Source organism: Flavobacterium sp. XS2P24 (genome assembly GCF_030010285.1).
GTDB lineage: Bacteria > Bacteroidota > Bacteroidia > Flavobacteriales > Flavobacteriaceae > Flavobacterium > Flavobacterium algoritolerans.
In genome coordinates this window covers 90,312-106,937 of the sequence record NZ_JASCRU010000002.1, presented here as the reverse complement: position 1 = coordinate 106,937, position 16,626 = coordinate 90,312, and the positions used below count along the sequence as shown (strand labels likewise).

17 protein-coding genes and 1 tRNA gene are annotated in these 16,626 nt (G+C 35.6%); 7 read left to right on the top strand and 11 right to left on the bottom strand.

Annotated features, from left to right (window positions below; translation table 11 throughout):
• The first annotated feature begins 244 nt into the window (after positions 1–244).
• Both QLS31_RS02320 and QLS31_RS02315 read left to right on the top strand, forming a co-directional pair.
• Positions 245–1,768, top strand: a complete 1,524-nt coding sequence (locus QLS31_RS02320) for a GH3 auxin-responsive promoter family protein (protein WP_282742298.1) — start codon at positions 245–247, stop codon at positions 1,766–1,768.
• Positions 1,769–1,780: 12 nt separating this feature from the next.
• Positions 1,781–1,930, top strand: a complete 150-nt coding sequence (locus tag QLS31_RS02315; RefSeq protein WP_158589747.1) for a hypothetical protein — start codon at positions 1,781–1,783, stop codon at positions 1,928–1,930.
• Between the two features lie 58 nt (positions 1,931–1,988).
• Here the strand turns inward: QLS31_RS02315 and serB are convergent, their stop codons facing one another.
• The 8 genes from serB to QLS31_RS02275 all read right to left on the bottom strand — a co-directional run bounded on the left by serB (position 1,989) and on the right by QLS31_RS02275 (position 9,067).
• The gene (serB, locus tag QLS31_RS02310) at positions 1,989–3,227 is read right to left on the bottom strand and encodes a phosphoserine phosphatase SerB (protein ID WP_099714378.1); all 1,239 of its coding nucleotides are present in this window, start codon (positions 3,225–3,227) and stop codon (positions 1,989–1,991) included.
• A gap of 193 nt (positions 3,228–3,420) precedes the next feature.
• The gene (locus tag QLS31_RS02305; protein ID WP_282742295.1) at positions 3,421–3,855 is read right to left on the bottom strand and encodes a VOC family protein; all 435 of its coding nucleotides are present in this window, start codon (positions 3,853–3,855) and stop codon (positions 3,421–3,423) included.
• Positions 3,856–3,879: 24 nt separating this feature from the next.
• Entirely contained in the window at positions 3,880–4,320 is a 441-nt protein-coding gene (locus QLS31_RS02300) for an SRPBCC domain-containing protein (RefSeq protein WP_282742293.1), read from the bottom strand.
• A 22-nt stretch (positions 4,321–4,342) separates the two neighbouring features.
• On the bottom strand, positions 4,343–4,762 hold the full coding sequence (locus tag QLS31_RS02295; protein ID WP_282742291.1) for an extradiol dioxygenase: 420 nt from the start codon (positions 4,760–4,762) through the stop codon (positions 4,343–4,345).
• Between the two features lie 11 nt (positions 4,763–4,773).
• Entirely contained in the window at positions 4,774–5,184 is a 411-nt protein-coding gene (locus tag QLS31_RS02290; protein WP_282742289.1) for an SRPBCC family protein, read from the bottom strand.
• Between the two features lie 154 nt (positions 5,185–5,338).
• Positions 5,339–6,571 (bottom strand): ATP-dependent Clp protease ATP-binding subunit ClpX, encoded by a 1,233-nt coding sequence (clpX, locus tag QLS31_RS02285; protein ID WP_282742287.1) that lies wholly within the window; start codon positions 6,569–6,571, stop codon positions 5,339–5,341.
• A gap of 86 nt (positions 6,572–6,657) precedes the next feature.
• Positions 6,658–7,332 (bottom strand): ATP-dependent Clp endopeptidase proteolytic subunit ClpP, encoded by a 675-nt coding sequence (clpP, locus tag QLS31_RS02280; RefSeq protein ID WP_039108847.1) that lies wholly within the window; start codon positions 7,330–7,332, stop codon positions 6,658–6,660.
• Between the two features lie 409 nt (positions 7,333–7,741).
• Positions 7,742–9,067 carry a trigger factor gene (locus tag QLS31_RS02275; protein WP_282742285.1) on the bottom strand — a complete coding sequence of 442 codons (1,326 nt, stop codon included), beginning with the start codon at positions 9,065–9,067 and terminating at the stop codon, positions 7,742–7,744.
• Between the two features lie 486 nt (positions 9,068–9,553).
• Here QLS31_RS02275 and QLS31_RS02270 point away from each other — a divergent pair, with 486 nt between their 5' ends.
• From QLS31_RS02270 to QLS31_RS02260, 3 genes are all read left to right on the top strand, one after another.
• Entirely contained in the window at positions 9,554–10,381 is an 828-nt protein-coding gene (locus QLS31_RS02270; RefSeq protein WP_282742283.1) for a DUF4339 domain-containing protein, read from the top strand.
• Positions 10,382–10,476: 95 nt separating this feature from the next.
• A complete protein-coding gene (locus tag QLS31_RS02265) occupies positions 10,477–10,980 on the top strand; it encodes a hypothetical protein (protein ID WP_282742281.1) in 504 nt (167 codons plus the stop codon).
• A gap of 648 nt (positions 10,981–11,628) precedes the next feature.
• Positions 11,629–12,177 (top strand): transposase, encoded by a 549-nt coding sequence (locus QLS31_RS02260; RefSeq protein ID WP_282742279.1) that lies wholly within the window; start codon positions 11,629–11,631, stop codon positions 12,175–12,177.
• 230 nt (positions 12,178–12,407) lie between these two features.
• On the opposite strand, the gene QLS31_RS02255 is transcribed toward QLS31_RS02260, so the two are convergent.
• Positions 12,408–12,479 (bottom strand) — tRNA-Glu (locus tag QLS31_RS02255).
• 282 nt (positions 12,480–12,761) lie between these two features.
• On the opposite strand from QLS31_RS02255, the gene QLS31_RS02250 reads away from it, so the two are divergent.
• Together QLS31_RS02250 and QLS31_RS02245 are read left to right on the top strand one after the other, a co-directional pair.
• Complete coding sequence (locus tag QLS31_RS02250; RefSeq protein WP_282742277.1) at positions 12,762–13,133, top strand: hypothetical protein; 372 nt, start codon at positions 12,762–12,764, stop codon at positions 13,131–13,133.
• 76 nt (positions 13,134–13,209) lie between these two features.
• Positions 13,210–13,389, top strand: a complete 180-nt coding sequence (locus tag QLS31_RS02245) for a hypothetical protein (protein ID WP_091165592.1) — start codon at positions 13,210–13,212, stop codon at positions 13,387–13,389.
• Positions 13,390–13,524: 135 nt separating this feature from the next.
• On the opposite strand, the gene QLS31_RS02240 is transcribed toward QLS31_RS02245, so the two are convergent.
• Complete coding sequence (locus QLS31_RS02240) at positions 13,525–14,343, bottom strand: MOSC domain-containing protein (RefSeq protein WP_282742275.1); 819 nt, start codon at positions 14,341–14,343, stop codon at positions 13,525–13,527.
• Positions 14,344–14,388: 45 nt separating this feature from the next.
• Complete coding sequence (locus tag QLS31_RS02235; RefSeq protein ID WP_282742273.1) at positions 14,389–16,620, bottom strand: multicopper oxidase domain-containing protein; 2,232 nt, start codon at positions 16,618–16,620, stop codon at positions 14,389–14,391.
• Positions 16,621–16,626 lie beyond the last annotated feature (6 nt).

Below are 16,626 nucleotides of genomic sequence, written 5' to 3'. Positions count from 1 at the left end.
TGTTGATTAACGATTTATGATTTTAGATTAACGCTATCCATTTTAGAATTCCGATTATTAGACGCCCATTTCTGAGTTAAAATCTTTACTATAATATAGAATTGTTTTTTATAAAAAAACACTATTTTTGATACTTTGACAAAGTTAGTATTTGTCAATCGATATTCAAATCTTAAATTTCAACCTTTTTACAATAGAAAAAAATCTGAAATTTAAAATCGTTAATCAACAATCTGAAATCTATATGCCTCTAACCATAATCAATTCGTTTGCCTCTTGGGTTCTAAAACAAAGAATCCATCAGATTGAACTTTTCCTAAAATACCCGAATGAGGTTCAGGAAGAATTGCTTATGAATTTAATTCAGTCATCAAAAAACACTGCATTAGGCAAAGAATATGAGTATGCTTCGATACATTCCTATGCGACTTTTGCCGAAAGAATTCCTATTTCGACCTACGAAGAATTACAGCCGTTGATTGAAAGAACCCGCAAAGGAGAGCAAAATGTTTTTTGGGAAACACCTATAAAATGGTTTGCAAAATCAAGCGGAACAACCAATGCCAAAAGTAAATTTATTCCAGTGAGCAATGAAGCGCTGGAAGATTGTCATTATAAAGGAAGTAAGGATTTGTTGTGCTTGTATCTAAATAACAACGAAGATTCAGAACTGTTTCTTGGAAAAAGTCTGCGTCTTGGCGGAAGTTCCCAAATCTATGAAGACAACAATACGTTCTTTGGAGATTTATCCGCAATACTAATCGAAAACATGCCTATTTGGGCTGAGTTCAGCAGTACGCCAAGCAACAAAATTTCTTTAATGAGCGAATGGGAAACTAAAATTGCTGCGATTATAAACGAAACAAAAAACGAAAATGTAACCAGTTTTGCCGGAGTTCCTTCCTGGATGTTGGTTTTAATGAATAAAATGCTGGAAGAAACTGGAAAGGGAAATTTATTTGAACTTTGGCCTAATTTGGAAGTCTACTTTCACGGAGGTGTAAATTTTGAACCCTACCGAGACCAATACAAAAAAATACTCCCGAAAAAAGATTTTAAATATTACGAAATATACAATGCCTCCGAAGGCTTTTTTGCCATTCAGGATTTAAATTATTCCAGTGATTTATTATTGATGTTGGATTATGGAATTTTCTATGAATTTATTCCAATGGATACTTTTGGGACACCGGAACAAAAAGTAATTCGATTGGCAGACGTGGAACTTTTCAAAAATTATGCTTTGGTGATTACAACCAATTCCGGTTTGTGGCGCTATTTGATAGGCGATACCGTTCGTTTTGCGTCATTGAATCCATACCGAATTAGGGTAACGGGAAGAACCAAACATCACATTAATGTTTTTGGAGAAGAATTGATGGTCGAAAATACCGATCAGGCAATTGCCAAAGCGTGTAAAATGACCCAAATGGAAGTAGTTGATTACACTGTTGCGCCTATATTTATGGAAGGTAAAGAAAAAGGCGCCCATGAATGGATGATTGAATTCAAAGACAATCCAGCGGATGTATCTCAATTCCAGAAAGCATTGGATGAATCCATACAATCTTTAAATTCAGATTATGAAGCAAAGCGTTACAACAACATGACACTAAACCCGTTAGTAATAAATGTAGCCCGAAAAAATTTGTTTTATGATTGGTTAAAAGACAAAGACAAACTGGGCGGACAACATAAAATTCCAAGATTATCAAACCAAAGAGATTATCTGGAACAACTGAAAACAATGCAGTTTCAAACCGTATAAAAAAACGAGAAGATGAAAAATACCTTCTACATCTTGATTACACTTTTTTTGTTGAGTTCCTGCGGACCGCATAGAATGAGTTGTGGCGCCAGAGGAATTTGTAAATCTCCCGAAAAACAAACACAGGAAAAACCTGAAAAAGGGTTTACCGTTAAAGCATAAAAAAGGCTGTCCAAAAATTACTTTTTGGACAGCCTTTTTTTATAATTATTGGAATCTTTTATTCCTCCTCCATCATATCAATATGTCTGTCGTGATACCCTAACAGGTATAAAACACCATCGAGGCCTAAACTGGAAATAGAACTTTCTGCTTTTTCTTTTACCGTAGGTTTGGCATGAAAAGCAATTCCTAAACCTGCTAAATTCAACATTGGTAAATCATTGGCTCCATCACCCACAGCAATAGTTTGATTGATGTGAATGCCTTCTTTTAATGCTATGGCTTTTAGATATTCTGCTTTCTTTTTACCATCCACAATTTCGCCAAGATAGTTACCCGTCAATTTCCCGTCTTTAATTTCCAATTCATTGGCGTGAACGTAATCAATTCCTAGTTCTTTTTGCAAATAATGACCAAAATAGGTAAATCCTCCTGATAATATAGCCGTTTTATAGCCGTAATATTTCAAGGCTTTCATCAAGCGATGCGCTCCTTTTGTTATAGGCAAATTTTCAGCAACACTTTGCAGTACCTCTTCACTCAAACCTTCTAACAAAGCCATACGTTGTTTGAAGCTTTCGCTAAAATCAATTTCGCCATTCATCGCTGCTTCCGTGATGGCTTTTACTTGCTCACCCACACCCGCTAACTCAGCCAATTCATCAATTACTTCCGTTTGAATCAAGGTCGAATCCATATCAAAACACACCAAACGCCTATTTCTTCTATACATATTGTCTTCTTGAAAAGAAATATCTACATCCAATGTTCTGGAAATCTCCATAAAACTGGCCGTCATGAACGTTTTATCGACAATCGTTCCCGTTACCGATAATTGTATGCATGAACGGGGAAACTCTTCTTTATCAATGATAGAAACCCTACCCGTTAATCTTTTGATAGCGTCAATATTTAAATTTTGGTTGGACAAAATTCTAGTCACAGCCGCTAATTGTACCGCTGTTAATGTTTCTCCCAAAACATTGATGATATAGCGTTGTTTGCGTTGTGCTTTTACCCAAATTTCGTAATCAGCAATAGAAATGGGAATAAACTTAACTTTAACACCTAATTCATAGGCTTTAAACAATAAATCTTTTAAAACAGGTCCAGAGGAAGACCCCGCTTTTATTTCAAATAAAATACCTAAAGATAGCGTATCATGAATATCTGCTTGTCCAATATCTAAAATAATGGCATCATAAGTCGCCAAGATGGATGTTAAACCAGCTGTTACCCCTGGTTTATCCTGACCAGAAACTTTTAATAAAATAACCTCTATGTCTTGTACCTGCATTTTATAATTATTTGATTTAGAATGGACAAAAATCGTCAATCTGACGTTGATAAAAAAAAATAATGTTCCTTTTTTTAAACAATAACAAATAGTTTAAATTACCTATAAAAAAACCTGCCCAAATGAATGAACAGGTTTATTTTTATGAGAAAAACGCAATCCAAGAGTACGCCCGAATTTGTTTTAACGCTAATTATTTTTCATTTTCGTCAAAATTCACCATCCAATTGATTCCAAATTTATCAGCAAACATTCCAAAATAAGCACCCCAAAAGGTTTGATTCATTGGCATGGTAACCGTTCCTCCTGCCGAAAGTCCGTTAAACAATTTATCTGCTTCTTCTTTACTCGCAGCATTAATTGAAAGTGAAATATTTTGTCCAAAAGCAACTTCGCCACTTGCCGAATTACTGTCGCTTCCCATCAGGATTGTCCCGTCACCGATAGGCAAAGTAACATGCATAATCTTATTGCCTTCCGCTTCAGAAAGCACGGGATTCCCTTCTGCCGGCGGCATGTCTTTAAATTTTCCAATATAAGGGAATTCCCCACCAAATACTGATTTATAAAATAGAAATGCTTCTTCGCAGTTTCCATTAAAAACTAAGTACGGATTAATTGCTGCCATGATTGTGATTTTTAAATTAATATATTATTTCTCTTCTGAAAGTTTCTTTACCAAATCTAACGCTTTTGGCCATGTCGTTTTGAAATAATCGATGTATTTTTCGACTGCATCCATTTTAGCTTCTAAAACAGTAATTCCATTGTCTTCGGTCAAACGGTACATTTCCATGGCACCCGTCCATTCTTGAGTCGCATCATCAACAGGCATTTCCTGAAATTTTTTGATTTCACTCAAATGTTTAAAAGCCATGTATTCATTATCAATTTTTTTGAAAATAATGCTGTTCATCCCGTCCCCGTTTGGAGATAAAAAATGAATTTTACTGCCTTCTTTCCAATCGCTTTCTGCATAAGACCCCTCACAAAAAATGGAGGTCCATTGTTTGTATGTTTCTTCATTCCATAAAATCTCCCAAACTTTTTCTTTGGGGGCATTTATCTCGATTTTAAATTCCAGTGTTGCCATTTTGTTTGTTTTTTAAATTGACTTAAATCCTACTGTTTGGGCTTTTACTAAAATCCATGTATAACATATTCCAGCGATGTCCGTCTAAATCCGCAAAACCACAGCCGTACATCCACCCTTGAATTTCGGCTGGCTTGTCAAAAACTATACCTCCGGCTTCTTCTACTTTCTTGGTGAGCTCATCCACTTCCTCCCTGCTTTCTGCATCAATTGAAATTAATACTTCGGAACTTGATTGTGTATCTGTAATATTATTTCGCACAAAACCTTCAAATACCGCTTCCTCAAAAAGCATAACTGCAAAATGAGTAGCTCCAACTGACAAGCATGTTGATTGCGGAGTAGCGTATTGTTCATTAAAAGAAAAACCTATTTTAGCGAAAAATGCTTTTGATCTCGCCACCTCTTTTACCGGCAAATTAAGCCATATTTGCTTTGTCATTTTGTACGTTTTTAAAGGGTTGTATTTTCAACATATTTTTTAAAATTATCCAAAATTGCCTGCCAGCCATTTTTCTGCATTTCTTCAGGATTTACTGTTTCCGGGTCAAAACTTTCTATTACTTTTATGCCTTCTGCATCTTTTTCAAAAACAATTTTCACTTTTCTCCCATCAGCCATTTCGTATTCTATTAAAGAAGAATTCACCACATTCGTATAAACTCCTTCGAAATCAAAACGCATTGTACCGTCTGTTGAAGCCATGGTGTATTTGAATTTCCCACCCACTTTCAAGTCATTTTCAGCAAAAGGAGTATGCCAATCCTCTGAGGCATTGTTCCACTTCATGACGTGTTCTGGCAAAGTCCAAAATTCCCAAACTTTTTCTATAGGAGCATTTATTGTATTTTGTACTGTTATCATTTCTAGCTATTTTTTTAAATTTTGCGATTATAAATTTACAAAATATTTAAACTCCGTTTTGATTTTATAATCAATAATATAACTTTAAAATAATCCATAAAAAAACCTGTCCAAATGAATGAACAGGTTTGTATTTTTAAGAAAAATGCATTTTTTAGGATGCAATCTCCAAACGTTTCAATAAATTTTTATTCAACGTTTCTTTAGCATATTCAACATCAATTTCTAATGTTTTATCATCAGAACTTGGCAGTTCATACATCGCATCTGTTAAGATAGCTTCACATAAAGAACGCAATCCACGAGCGCCTAATTTATACTCTAATGCTTTATCAACAATAAAATCCAGGGCCTCGTCAGTGATGGTAAAAGTTACTTCATCCATCAAAAATAATTTTTCGTATTGTTTGATTAACGCATTTTTAGGCTGTGTCAAAATTGCACGCAAGGTTTCTCTGTCTAAAGGATCCATGTGTGTCAATACTGGCAAACGACCTATAATCTCCGGAATCAATCCAAAATCTTTGATGTCTTTTGGGATAATGTATTGCAACAAATTGTCTTTGTCAATGTTATCCACATTTTTTGAAGTAGAATACCCTACGGCTTGACGGTTCAATCGTTTCGAAATAATTCTTTCAATTCCATCAAAAGCACCACCGGCGATAAACAAAATATTCTGAGTATTGACCTCAACAAATTTTTGGTCTGGGTGCTTGCGTCCTCCTTTTGGTGGCACATTCACAACAGTTCCTTCCAATAATTTCAATAATGCTTGTTGCACCCCTTCACCGGAAACGTCACGCGTAATAGACGGATTGTCACTTTTACGTGCAATTTTATCTATTTCGTCAATGAATACAATTCCGCGTTCTGCTTTGGCAACATCATAATCAGCTGCTTGCAAAAGACGCGTCAAAATACTTTCGACATCTTCTCCTACATAACCTGCTTCTGTAAGTACTGTTGCATCAACAATAGCTAAAGGGACATCCAACATTTTTGCAATGGTTTTAGCCACCAATGTTTTTCCTGTTCCTGTTTGTCCCACCATGATGATGTTACTTTTTTCAATCTCAACTTCATCGTCTAATTGCTGTTGCATCAAACGTTTGTAGTGATTGTAAACTGCAACCGACATTACTTTTTTAGTTTGGTCCTGTCCAATTACATATTGATCCAAGAACGCTCTGATTTCTTTTGGTTTTTTCAAAATCAAATCTCCAACCAGCTTTGAACTTCCGCTGGATTTTAATTCTTCTAAAACAATTCCGTGTGCTTGTTCGATACATTTATCACAAATATGGGCATTGATACCAGCAATCAATAATTGGGTTTCTGGCTTCTTTCTTCCACAAAACGAACACTCTAATACTACTTTTGCCATTCTTTTTTTGTTTAAAGTTTAAAAAGTTTAAAGTTTAAAGTTCCCGCAGCAACCTTAAACCTCAAACCTTAAACTTGTAACTATTTTTATCCTCTTATTAAAACTTCATCAATCATTCCGTATGCTTTTGCTTCTTCGGCAATCATCCAATAATCACGCTCGCTGTCATTGTGTACTTTCTCGAAAGTTTGTCCAGAGTGGTGAGAGATAATTTTGTATAACTCATCTTTCAGTTTCAACATTTCACGTAAGTTGATTTCCATATCAGTAGCAACCCCTTGCGCTCCTCCTGATGGCTGGTGAATCATTACTCTTGAATGTGGCAAAGCTGAACGTTTTCCTGCAGCACCTGCACATAACAACACTGCTCCCATAGAAGCTGCCATTCCTGTACAAATTGTTGCTACATCTGGTTTGATGTATTGCATGGTGTCATAAATCCCTAATCCTGCGTAAACGCTTCCTCCTGGAGAATTCAAATAAATTTGAATATCCTTAGAAGCATCGGCGCTTTCAAGGAACAATAACTGTGCTTGAACGATGTTTGCAATTTGGTCGTCAATTCCTGTTCCAAGGAAAATAATTCTGTCCATCATCAATCTGGAGAAAACGTCTAATTGTGAAATATTCAACTGACGTTCTTCAATGATATATGGAGTCATGTTTTTAGGAGTCATTGCGCCTACGATTTTATCGTAATACATGGAGTTTACGCCGTGGTCCTTTGTAGCAAATTTTTTAAATTCTTTACCGTAGTTCATATTTTTTTGTTCTAAGTTTTACGTTATATCTTGTGATTCCATTTAATGCAAAGGTCATACCTCTTTATAAATGATGTCAATATGTCTTATTTTTTAGCCCAGATGGAAGAGAAAAGCTTTTTGAATTCCGTTTTTTAGTTTTTTTATTCTTGCAAAGCGACTGGAAGAAGCTCTTGCAGGAATTTAAAAAACAGAAACGGAAGAAAAAACTTGAAACGTACAGCTGGATTGGCTCCTGAAATTAATTCAAACAAAAGAGCGCCAAAAAATATTTTTTCTGACGCTCAAATATAACTATTTTTTATTGTTTTGTCTTTGTAATAAAATCTTAAAATTTGAAACAACTAACGAAATTTGATTCCCATTTTTCAACTTTTGACTTTATGACATTTGATTTTAAGACTAGAATTTATTCTCCGTAAGAAGCAGCAATAAATTCTTCGTAAGTTACTTCTTTAGTTGTTGGATTTGCTTTTTCTTTGAACAATTCCAATAATTTCTCAGCAACAACTTGGTCAGAAAGTCTTTTCACTTCGTCTTGGTTAGACAAAACTCTAGCTACAATTCCTTGAACTTCTTCGTCAGTAGGATTTGTTTGCCCGAATTGCGCCATTTGTTGACGGATATTTTTTGTAGTGAATGTTTTCAAGTCTTCAAAAGTGATTTTGATGTCAGATTGAGCCATAGCTCTACCTTCGATCAATTGAAAACGCAATCCTTTTTCAGAACGTGCATATTCTACTTCAGCTTCTTCAGGAGATAATTTTTTCTCACCTACAGTTTGCAACCATTTTTTAAGGAATTCAGCTGGTAAATCAAATTTTGTGCTTTCGATTAAGAACTCAGTAACATCACCTAATAATTTTTGGTCAGCTTGTTGTGCAAATTGATTTTCAGCATCTTCTTTGATTTTAGCTTTCAATTCTTCTAGTGAAGAAACAGTTCCAGCTCCAAACAATTTGTCAAACAATTCTTGGTTCAATTCTGCTAATTCAGCAGTGTTGATAGCTTCGATGGTGAAGTTTACATCAACATCTAAACCGTGAACGTCATCATGACTTACTTTCATCACGTCCATCAATTGGTGGTCGTCTTCAAATAAACCTTTAGTATTTACAGTCACTACATCACCTACTTTTTTACCTGTGAATAAATCCCAAGTCGCTTTGTCTTTGAAAAGATCAGCAGCAATAGTGGTAGCGTTATTAATTCCTTTTTCTTCGTTAGTGAATGTTCCTGTTACATCTGAATCTGCAGCAACAACCTCTTGAGGAATTGCAGTTCCAAATTGTTTTTGGATTCTTTCCACTTGACCGTCGATTAATTTATCGTCAGCAGTAACCACATATTTTACGATGTCGTTTTTAGCATCTAAGTCTAAAGTGAAGTTTGGAACCAATCCAATTTCATATTCAAAAACCAATTCTTCAGCATCCCAAGAAAAATCTTCGTTTACTTTAGGAAGTGGCGTTCCAAGAAGGTTTAATCTTTCAGATTGTACGAAACGCTCTAGAGCCAAATCAACAACTTTCTGAACTTCTTCTTGTTTAATCCCTTTACCGTATTGTTTTTCAACAAGATCTTTAGGCACCGCTCCTTTTCTAAATCCCTTAACAGTTGCCAAAGGCATTTTTTCGTTAATTCTTTTTGCAACTTGTCCTTTGTAATCCATGTGAACAACAGTCATTACAATTGTTTCATTCACAGCGTCTATTGCTACTCTTTTGATATCCATCTTCTTCTTTAATTTACATAATAAAATTGGGTTGCAAAATTATAAAATTTTTGCAACCCAAACAAGCTTTTTATTCACGATCCCGAAGCTTCGGGACGGGATTGAATTTTAGGCAGTTATTTGACAAAATCACAGGCCAGAAAAGGAAAATAATTTGGGCGTGTCCCTGCAGATTACTTCGTCGTTCCTCCTCGCAACTTTGGGTCAGGCTGTACGTTACAATCTTTTATTGCGCTACGCTTCATAAAAGGATTTTCACTGCCATCCTTCACGCAAAACCAGATTCCATGACAACCCTATTTATCCAAAAATTCTATTTTTATATCTTTTTTTTATACATTTGAAATAAATAAAGTGAAACAAACTTTCGCCAATCTACCCAAAATTGTGTATGTTTTACGAAAGTTTGTTTTCGTTATCAACAAGTAGACGACAAGAATCCTCAACAAACTGGAAGAAGAAAACTAAAAAAAAGAAAATATATTTATGAAAAAATATTTTATTCATAATGGACAATGTGAAGTTGGACCATTTGACTTTGAACAATTGAAAACGATGCAACTTAAAAATGAAACACCAATTTGGCATGGAGGATTGCAAAATTGGACAACTGCAAACAATATAGAAGAATTAAAATCAATATTAAACTCAAATGTTTCTCCACCGAAATTTGAAAATTTTACTCAACAAAATTCAAATCCACCAATATTTTCAAATCCAGTTTATGAAAATAATCAAAACTTTGCACCAAAAAAGAAAAAAACATTACGAAATATTTTAATTGGCGTTGGAGTTTTATCAGTTTTGTTTTTCGGTCTTATAATTTATGCTTCAACAAATTATGAACCAAATTATGACGAAAATGGAGAACTTATTATAATTGACAGTTCAGCTGTTTCTGTTGATGATGAACAAGACCGAATAAACGAAGAACTAACTATTAAAAACAGAAGTTATCGAAATAACATTGAACAATATGTTGAAGCAAGCACGAATCAATATTCGTATAACGAACTTGGCGGAATCAGTAATTTGGATATTATTGTAACAAATAATACTGAATATTTGCTAAACGAAGTAAATGTAGCTGTTGACTATATAAAAGATAGTGGTGGAATTTATAAAACCGAAATAGTAACGATTTATAATATCCCAGCAAAACAAGATAAATCCGCATCAGCACCAGAAAGCGATAGAGGAACTTCTGTAAACGCAAAAGTTCAATCAATTTCATCTAGAAAGTTACACATGTGTTATGACAATTCATTTGCGCCAAAAGCAGGAGAAATCGACCCATATTTTTGTAGACAATAATTTCCGATCCCCGCTAGCGCGAGTGTCCCGCTCGTGACCGAAAAAAAACGTAAGAGGGTAATTTTTACGCCAAAATTAAAAAAACAATATATACCATGAAAAAAAATATTTTAGTTATCATAGCCATACTTCTTTTCTCTTGCAATAATTCGGAGAAAAACAACAATGCTTTAGAAAAAGAAAATAAACTTTTGAAGAAAGAATTGGAGTTAGAAAAAAGAGAAAAGCAAATATTACCGAAGGAAAAGCAAACAGCAAAACAAAAATTTAATTCAGAATTAAATGTTAGAGGAAATCTAATTCATTGTCAAAATGAAAAATTTATAATTAGAATTGACAGAATGAATAACGAAAACTTAAGGTATGCAACTTGGAATAAACCCAAAAATGAAAGTGATGAACCAGGATTAATAATGACAAATGGCAAGATTGAAAAACAAGGCACAATGGGCGGACACATTTATACTTTTGAAAATGAAGAATGGACTTACATTGTTGAAGATAATCAAATGGGAGAAACTGATGAATCAATAGGCTTATTTTTAAAATTATTACAAAATGGGAATGAAATTTTATACACTAAAATGAAAGAGAAATAAAAAACCAGCTCCGCAAAGTGTTCTTTCAAAGAATAAATTTATCGTATAAGCTGCGTAAACTTCTCTGACTTTGCGCCCACAATAATGAGCAAATAATATAGTGAGTGTAAAGTATTAACGGCATATAGGATTAGATACAAAGTCGGGAAACTTTGTCCAGCAGAGTCCTTGCGAGGAACGAAGCAAACCCCCGCTGGCTTTAGCGTGCATCGCTAGCGCGAGCGTCCCCCCGCTCGTGACCAAAAACAGAAACAAAAATTAAAAAAAATAAAAACAGGCACGAGCGGGACGCTCGCGCAAGCGTAAGCCAACCAATCTAAACTCCACTCGTGCCCCGCTGGCTTGAGCATATATCGCTAGCGCGAGCGTCCCGCTCGTGACCACAAACAAGAGTTAGAAAAACAAAAAGCTAAATCTATGAGTACAAAATATAAATTTGGAGAAAGTACAGGAGCATATTTTGTAAGCTTTGCCCCGCTAGCGCGAGCGTCCCGCTCGTGCCCACAAACAAGAGCAGGAAAAAACAAAAAGATAAATCTAAAAAAAGTCAAGTTTTTTTCTGCTTTTAAAGGAAGAGTTAGAAGGAATTTAATTAGTTTTTCGGACTGATAACTGGAGTGGTTTGAGTACTTAAATACAAGCAAATCTATGAGCACAAAATATAAATTTGGAGAAAGTACAGGAGCTTATTTTATAAGTTTTGCTACAATAAATTGGATAGATGTATTTACAAGGGATGCCTATTTTGGGAATATTATAGAATCATTGGACTTTTGCAGAAAAAATAAGGCGATGGAAATTTATGGATATTGTATTATACCAAGCCATGTTCATTTAATATTTCGCTCAGGAATCGGCGACCCATCCGGGTTGATGCGAGATTTCAAAGGATTCACATCAAAAAAAATGCTTCAAACAATCGAAGAAAATGCTCAAGAAAGCCGACGAGAATGGATGCTTTGGATGATGGAACGAGCAGGAAAAAAGAATAGTAATGTAAAGCATAGACAATTTTGGCAACAAGATAATCATCCAATAGAAATTTGGTCATTAAAGGTTTTTGAACAAAAACTTAATTATATACATTACAATCCAGTCGAATCTGGTTTTGTAACTGATCCCATCGATTGGAAATATAGTAGTGCCAGAAATTACGGAAATAATGATCAAACGATTTTAGAGATAGATTTGAATTGATTTTGATAGTGGGCACGAGCGGGACGCTCGCGCTAGCGTAAGGATGATTAGGCAAAACCAGGCTCCGAAAAGTGTTCTTTCAAAGAATAAATTTCTTGTAAAAGCTGGCAAACGTCTCTGACTTTACGCCTACAATAATGAGCAAATAATAAAACAACAGCCAAATCCAATAACAAAAAAAGCCCCGAAAAATAATTTTCGAGGCTTTTTAAGATTGTTATTTAGAATTGTAGCCCGTAGCGGAATCGAACCGCTCTTACATGGATGAAAACCATGCGTCCTAACCGATAGACGAACGGGCCTTGTTTTTCTATTTCGGGTGCAAAAATAGCACTATTTTTGAGATGCTCAAAGCCAAACCCAAAAACCTTCATATAAAAACAGCTTGTATTGAACTTGTAAATTGTAATCAATTCAGAACTAACAGCTACCACAAATAAGTTTTTTTTAAAACAAGCTGATTTTTCAAAGAACAAATCTAAAATCTAATGAAAGACAACGCTTGTGAACACAAATAATAAAAAAATAGTCCTTAATTCAACGTTACTTTTGTACTTTTGAAGTTATATTTAAATCTAAATAGATTGACAAAGTATCTAAAATATCTTCTTTCCCTCTTTCTGGCTTTTGGCCTGATGGTGAATGATGGTGCTTTAGATTCTCCATCAAATTCAGCAGATTATTACCAATTCTCGAACGTAATTCTAAGACGAGAATTAAACCATAAAGGTTCGAAATTATATGTGTTCCATCAGATAAATTCGGCTGAAAAAACGGTATTCCAATTTCAGTTAGCTTATCTCCAATTTCAAGATATTTTTAGTCTTCAAATTCCCGTTCTTCTAAAATCACAAACGCAGCTTTATCAAAAAGTACGTTCATTTGCATCTCAATACATTTTTATAAATGAGATGATTACTTCCCGAAATTCCTGTAAAAGTTTATACACAGCCTAGAAATTTCTTTCAACGCATTTATGCAATTCCATGCATAAAGAGGATACCAAATGTCTAATCATTTATCATTTACAAAATGTATAAACACAAAACTAAAACACGTTTAGAGGAATCTAAACGCCCTATTCATTGGGCAAAAAGAAAAATTATGCTAATTATAACCGCCTTTATGATCGGAATGTCAAACGGAATGAATGTGGGAGACCATACGATTCACGGAAATCAAAATCATACGGAACAACATAAAAAAGATTGATTTGATTGCTCATAAATACGTTATAACACACAAGCTATAAACAAGAATAGTATTAAAAGTCGGGTTGCGCTTAGACGTCTCCCGACTTTTTAGCTATTTCAAAAAGCTATAAATTTGAGTAAGAAATTAGGAAACTTAAATAGAAATCAAAACAGCAATAGCATCACCAACAGCAACAAGACCAGTTCCAGAACCTATCAAGTTTTGCCCAAACAACACGCTATTCCCTACTGTTCTGTATTTTGCCAAAGTCCGTAAAGGATCTTTTCCTGAGGTCACTCCTTTTTCTTGGTCTACTGTTGTCATTATACATCTCCCGCAAGGTTTCACACCAAAAAAAGTTAGTTCACCAATTGTGAATTCTTTCCAAGATTCTTCTTCATAAGCGTCACTGCCTGTACAAACAAAATTAGGTCGAAACCGATTCATCGGCAGCGCTTCCTTCATACGCGAATTCAAATCATCCAAAGACGATTGACCAATCAACAAAAAAGGATAACCATCCGAAAAAGAATTAATATCAGCTTCTGTAACGGCATATTTGGCCTCTACTTTTCGGTGACTTTCTTCGGGCATGTAAACCAAACGAGCAGAGAATCCCAATATTCGGGAAAACCAATCTGAAATAACCGAATCGACTTCATACGCTTGAATGGAGTCCTCCCAAACCATCACATCAATTTTAGTTTTGGTCTCCGAAAAAGATTGATGCAACGGAAGTTGTATTGTTTCTAATTGTACGCGATGTGTAATATTCAGAAAATCTCCTGCAATTTCAGGTTGAAAAAGAGCTAATTCCGAGTGTTCCCTTTGCGACAGAAACAATCCGTTTTCATCAACCAACAACCAACGGCGGTCGTGTTCCAAACCACGATCGGTCACTTGAGCTTCTTGCAATTTAATTCCACCTAATGATTTTACAGGATAGATCCAGATTTCTGAAAGTTGTACCATAGCACTATATTTTTTCCAAAATTACAAAAACAAAGTATTCCGTTTTTAATAATTCAAACTCAATCCAAAACCTAATCCCATATCACTGTCGTAATGCGTGGTAATCCCAAAATTTCTCTTGACAATATAGCGCAAACCCGCCATGTATTCTTTGTCCGTATTCCACATTAAATTCATGCGCAATCTTTTGGAAACTGGAATATCCATGCGTTCAAATTGCAATCTGAAATTCCCGTCTGTAAATACTTCGGCTTGTGCTTTGATGAGCATTGGCAACGTATATTCGACTCCGGCACTGAAAACAGCGCGATTGTCTTTGGTATTGGTTTGACCAAAAAGATTCTCTTCCATTTCTCCCATTTCCATTTTTCGATACCTCCAGTCAAAACCAATAAACGGCATCAGCCATTGCATTTTCCCGATGTAACGCCCAATGTGCGTTTCGGTTTCATACCCGTGGTGATTGGTGTAGCCCAAACGCCATTCGGTACCAATACTCCAACGCGTGTTTTGAATCATCAACATTCCATCGTTTCCATTGGTGGCAAAATCATTTTCGGCCATCACATGAAAAGCTCTGTCATCAGCAAACAATTTGCGTTGCGCTAATTTTGGATTTGGAATCAAAGGATTTGGTTCTTGATTTTCATAACTAAAAACCCTTCCCATTCCCGCCATCATGTGATAGAGAATGTGACAATGAAAAAACCAATCGCCTTTAACATTTGCATTAAACTCAATCGTATCGGTTTCCATCGGCATAATGTCAATGATGTTTTTCAGCGGCGCGAATGCTTCTTTACCGTTCAGCACTCTAAAATCATGTCCGTGTAAATGCATCGGGTGGCGCATCATGGAGCCGTTGAAGAGTACAATTCGAACATTCTCTCCTTTTTTAATTAGAATTTTATCGGCTTCCGAAACTACTTTATTGTCCAGACTCCAAACATACCGATTCATGTTTCCTGATAATTCAAACCGCAATTCTTTTACGGGTGCGTCAGTTGGCAAAGTTGTTTTCGTGGGTGATTTTAGCATCGCATAATTCAATGTCGTGATATCCGAAAGTGCATTAGAATCGTACTGATTGTGATTGGCATGTTCATCATTTTTCTGACTTTCGCCTTTCTCCTTTTGACTGTTTCCAGTAATTTCAGGATACATCACCACATTCATGTCCATTTGATTCAGTGACATTTGCATGCCCATATCATCTAAATCGCCATTCATTTTCATCATGCCGTTCATCATTTTCATCCCTTCAAAATACTTTAATTTTGGCAAAGGTGAAATCAGTTGCTTGATGCCATCTCCTAAATACAACGAAGCCGATTTCGTTCGATCCTCCGAAGTGACTAAAAACTCATACGCCGTTTTATCGGCAGGAATCGTTACAACAACATCATACGTTTCAGAAACAGCAACGATTAATCGGTCGACTTCAACAGGCTCCACATCATTTCCATCACTGGCAACCACGGTGATTTTTCCTCCGGCATAATTCAACCAAAAATAGGTAGAAGCACCACCATTGGAAATCCGCAATCGGACTTTATCTCCCGCCTTAAACTGCGAAAGCTGGCTTTCATTTTTCCCGTTGATCAGGAATTTATTGTAATACACATCACTTACATCCATGGCGTTCATTCGTTTCCATTCGTTGGTGACTTTTGTCTTAAAATGTCCCGCTTTTATAGCTTCAGAATAGCTTTGCGTAGTTCCTTTTTGAATCGCAAACCAGTCCGTCGCATTGTGTAACATTCGATGCACATTTTCCGGTTTCATATCCGTCCATTCACTCAGAATAATTGGAACGGTTGGCAAATCATCAATTCCTTTTCTAAAGGTTGGATCATCCGATTTTTTATTCATTACAAAAGAACCGTACATCCCAATTTGTTCCTGCAAACCCGTGTGACTGTGATACCAATGCGTCCCGTGTTGAATAATTGGGAACGTATATTTATGGGTAGTATGAGGTTTGATGGGCATTTGTGTCAAATTAGGCACGCCGTCTTCTTTATTGGGCAAAAATAATCCGTGCCAATGCAACGAAGTATCTTCATTTAATTCATTATGCACATAAATTTCGGCAATATCGCCTTCGGTAAACGTGAGTGTTGGCATGGGAATTTGTCCGTTTACGGCAATTGCTCTTTTGGGTTTATCACCAAAAGTGACAATCGTATCCCGAACATATAAATCGTAACGAACTACTTTTTGCGCGGCAGCATTCAAAGCAAAAAGCAAGATTATAATTATGGAGTGTTTTTTCATATTAAG

What these genes read in the sequence shown, in the direction of transcription:
- QLS31_RS02320 (WP_282742298.1), top strand. Translation starts at nt 245, where the DNA reads ATGCCTCTAACCATAATCAATTCGTTTGCCTCTTGGGTTCTAAAACAA.
- QLS31_RS02315 (WP_158589747.1), top strand. Translation starts at nt 1,781, where the DNA reads ATGAAAAATACCTTCTACATCTTGATTACACTTTTTTTGTTGAGTTCC.
- serB (WP_099714378.1), bottom strand. Translation starts at nt 3,227, where the DNA reads ATGCAGGTACAAGACATAGAGGTTATTTTATTAAAAGTTTCTGGTCAG.
- QLS31_RS02305 (WP_282742295.1), bottom strand. Translation starts at nt 3,855, where the DNA reads ATGGCAGCAATTAATCCGTACTTAGTTTTTAATGGAAACTGCGAAGAA.
- QLS31_RS02300 (WP_282742293.1), bottom strand. Translation starts at nt 4,320, where the DNA reads ATGGCAACACTGGAATTTAAAATCGAGATAAATGCCCCCAAAGAAAAA.
- QLS31_RS02295 (WP_282742291.1), bottom strand. Translation starts at nt 4,762, where the DNA reads ATGACAAAGCAAATATGGCTTAATTTGCCGGTAAAAGAGGTGGCGAGA.
- QLS31_RS02290 (WP_282742289.1), bottom strand. Translation starts at nt 5,184, where the DNA reads ATGATAACAGTACAAAATACAATAAATGCTCCTATAGAAAAAGTTTGG.
- clpX (WP_282742287.1), bottom strand. Translation starts at nt 6,571, where the DNA reads ATGGCAAAAGTAGTATTAGAGTGTTCGTTTTGTGGAAGAAAGAAGCCA.
- clpP (WP_039108847.1), bottom strand. Translation starts at nt 7,332, where the DNA reads ATGAACTACGGTAAAGAATTTAAAAAATTTGCTACAAAGGACCACGGC.
- QLS31_RS02275 (WP_282742285.1), bottom strand. Translation starts at nt 9,067, where the DNA reads ATGGATATCAAAAGAGTAGCAATAGACGCTGTGAATGAAACAATTGTA.
- QLS31_RS02270 (WP_282742283.1), top strand. Translation starts at nt 9,554, where the DNA reads ATGAAAAAATATTTTATTCATAATGGACAATGTGAAGTTGGACCATTT.
- QLS31_RS02265 (WP_282742281.1), top strand. Translation starts at nt 10,477, where the DNA reads ATGAAAAAAAATATTTTAGTTATCATAGCCATACTTCTTTTCTCTTGC.
- QLS31_RS02260 (WP_282742279.1), top strand. Translation starts at nt 11,629, where the DNA reads ATGAGCACAAAATATAAATTTGGAGAAAGTACAGGAGCTTATTTTATA.
- QLS31_RS02245 (WP_091165592.1), top strand. Translation starts at nt 13,210, where the DNA reads ATGTATAAACACAAAACTAAAACACGTTTAGAGGAATCTAAACGCCCT.
- QLS31_RS02240 (WP_282742275.1), bottom strand. Translation starts at nt 14,343, where the DNA reads ATGGTACAACTTTCAGAAATCTGGATCTATCCTGTAAAATCATTAGGT.
- QLS31_RS02235 (WP_282742273.1), bottom strand. Translation starts at nt 16,620, where the DNA reads ATGAAAAAACACTCCATAATTATAATCTTGCTTTTTGCTTTGAATGCT.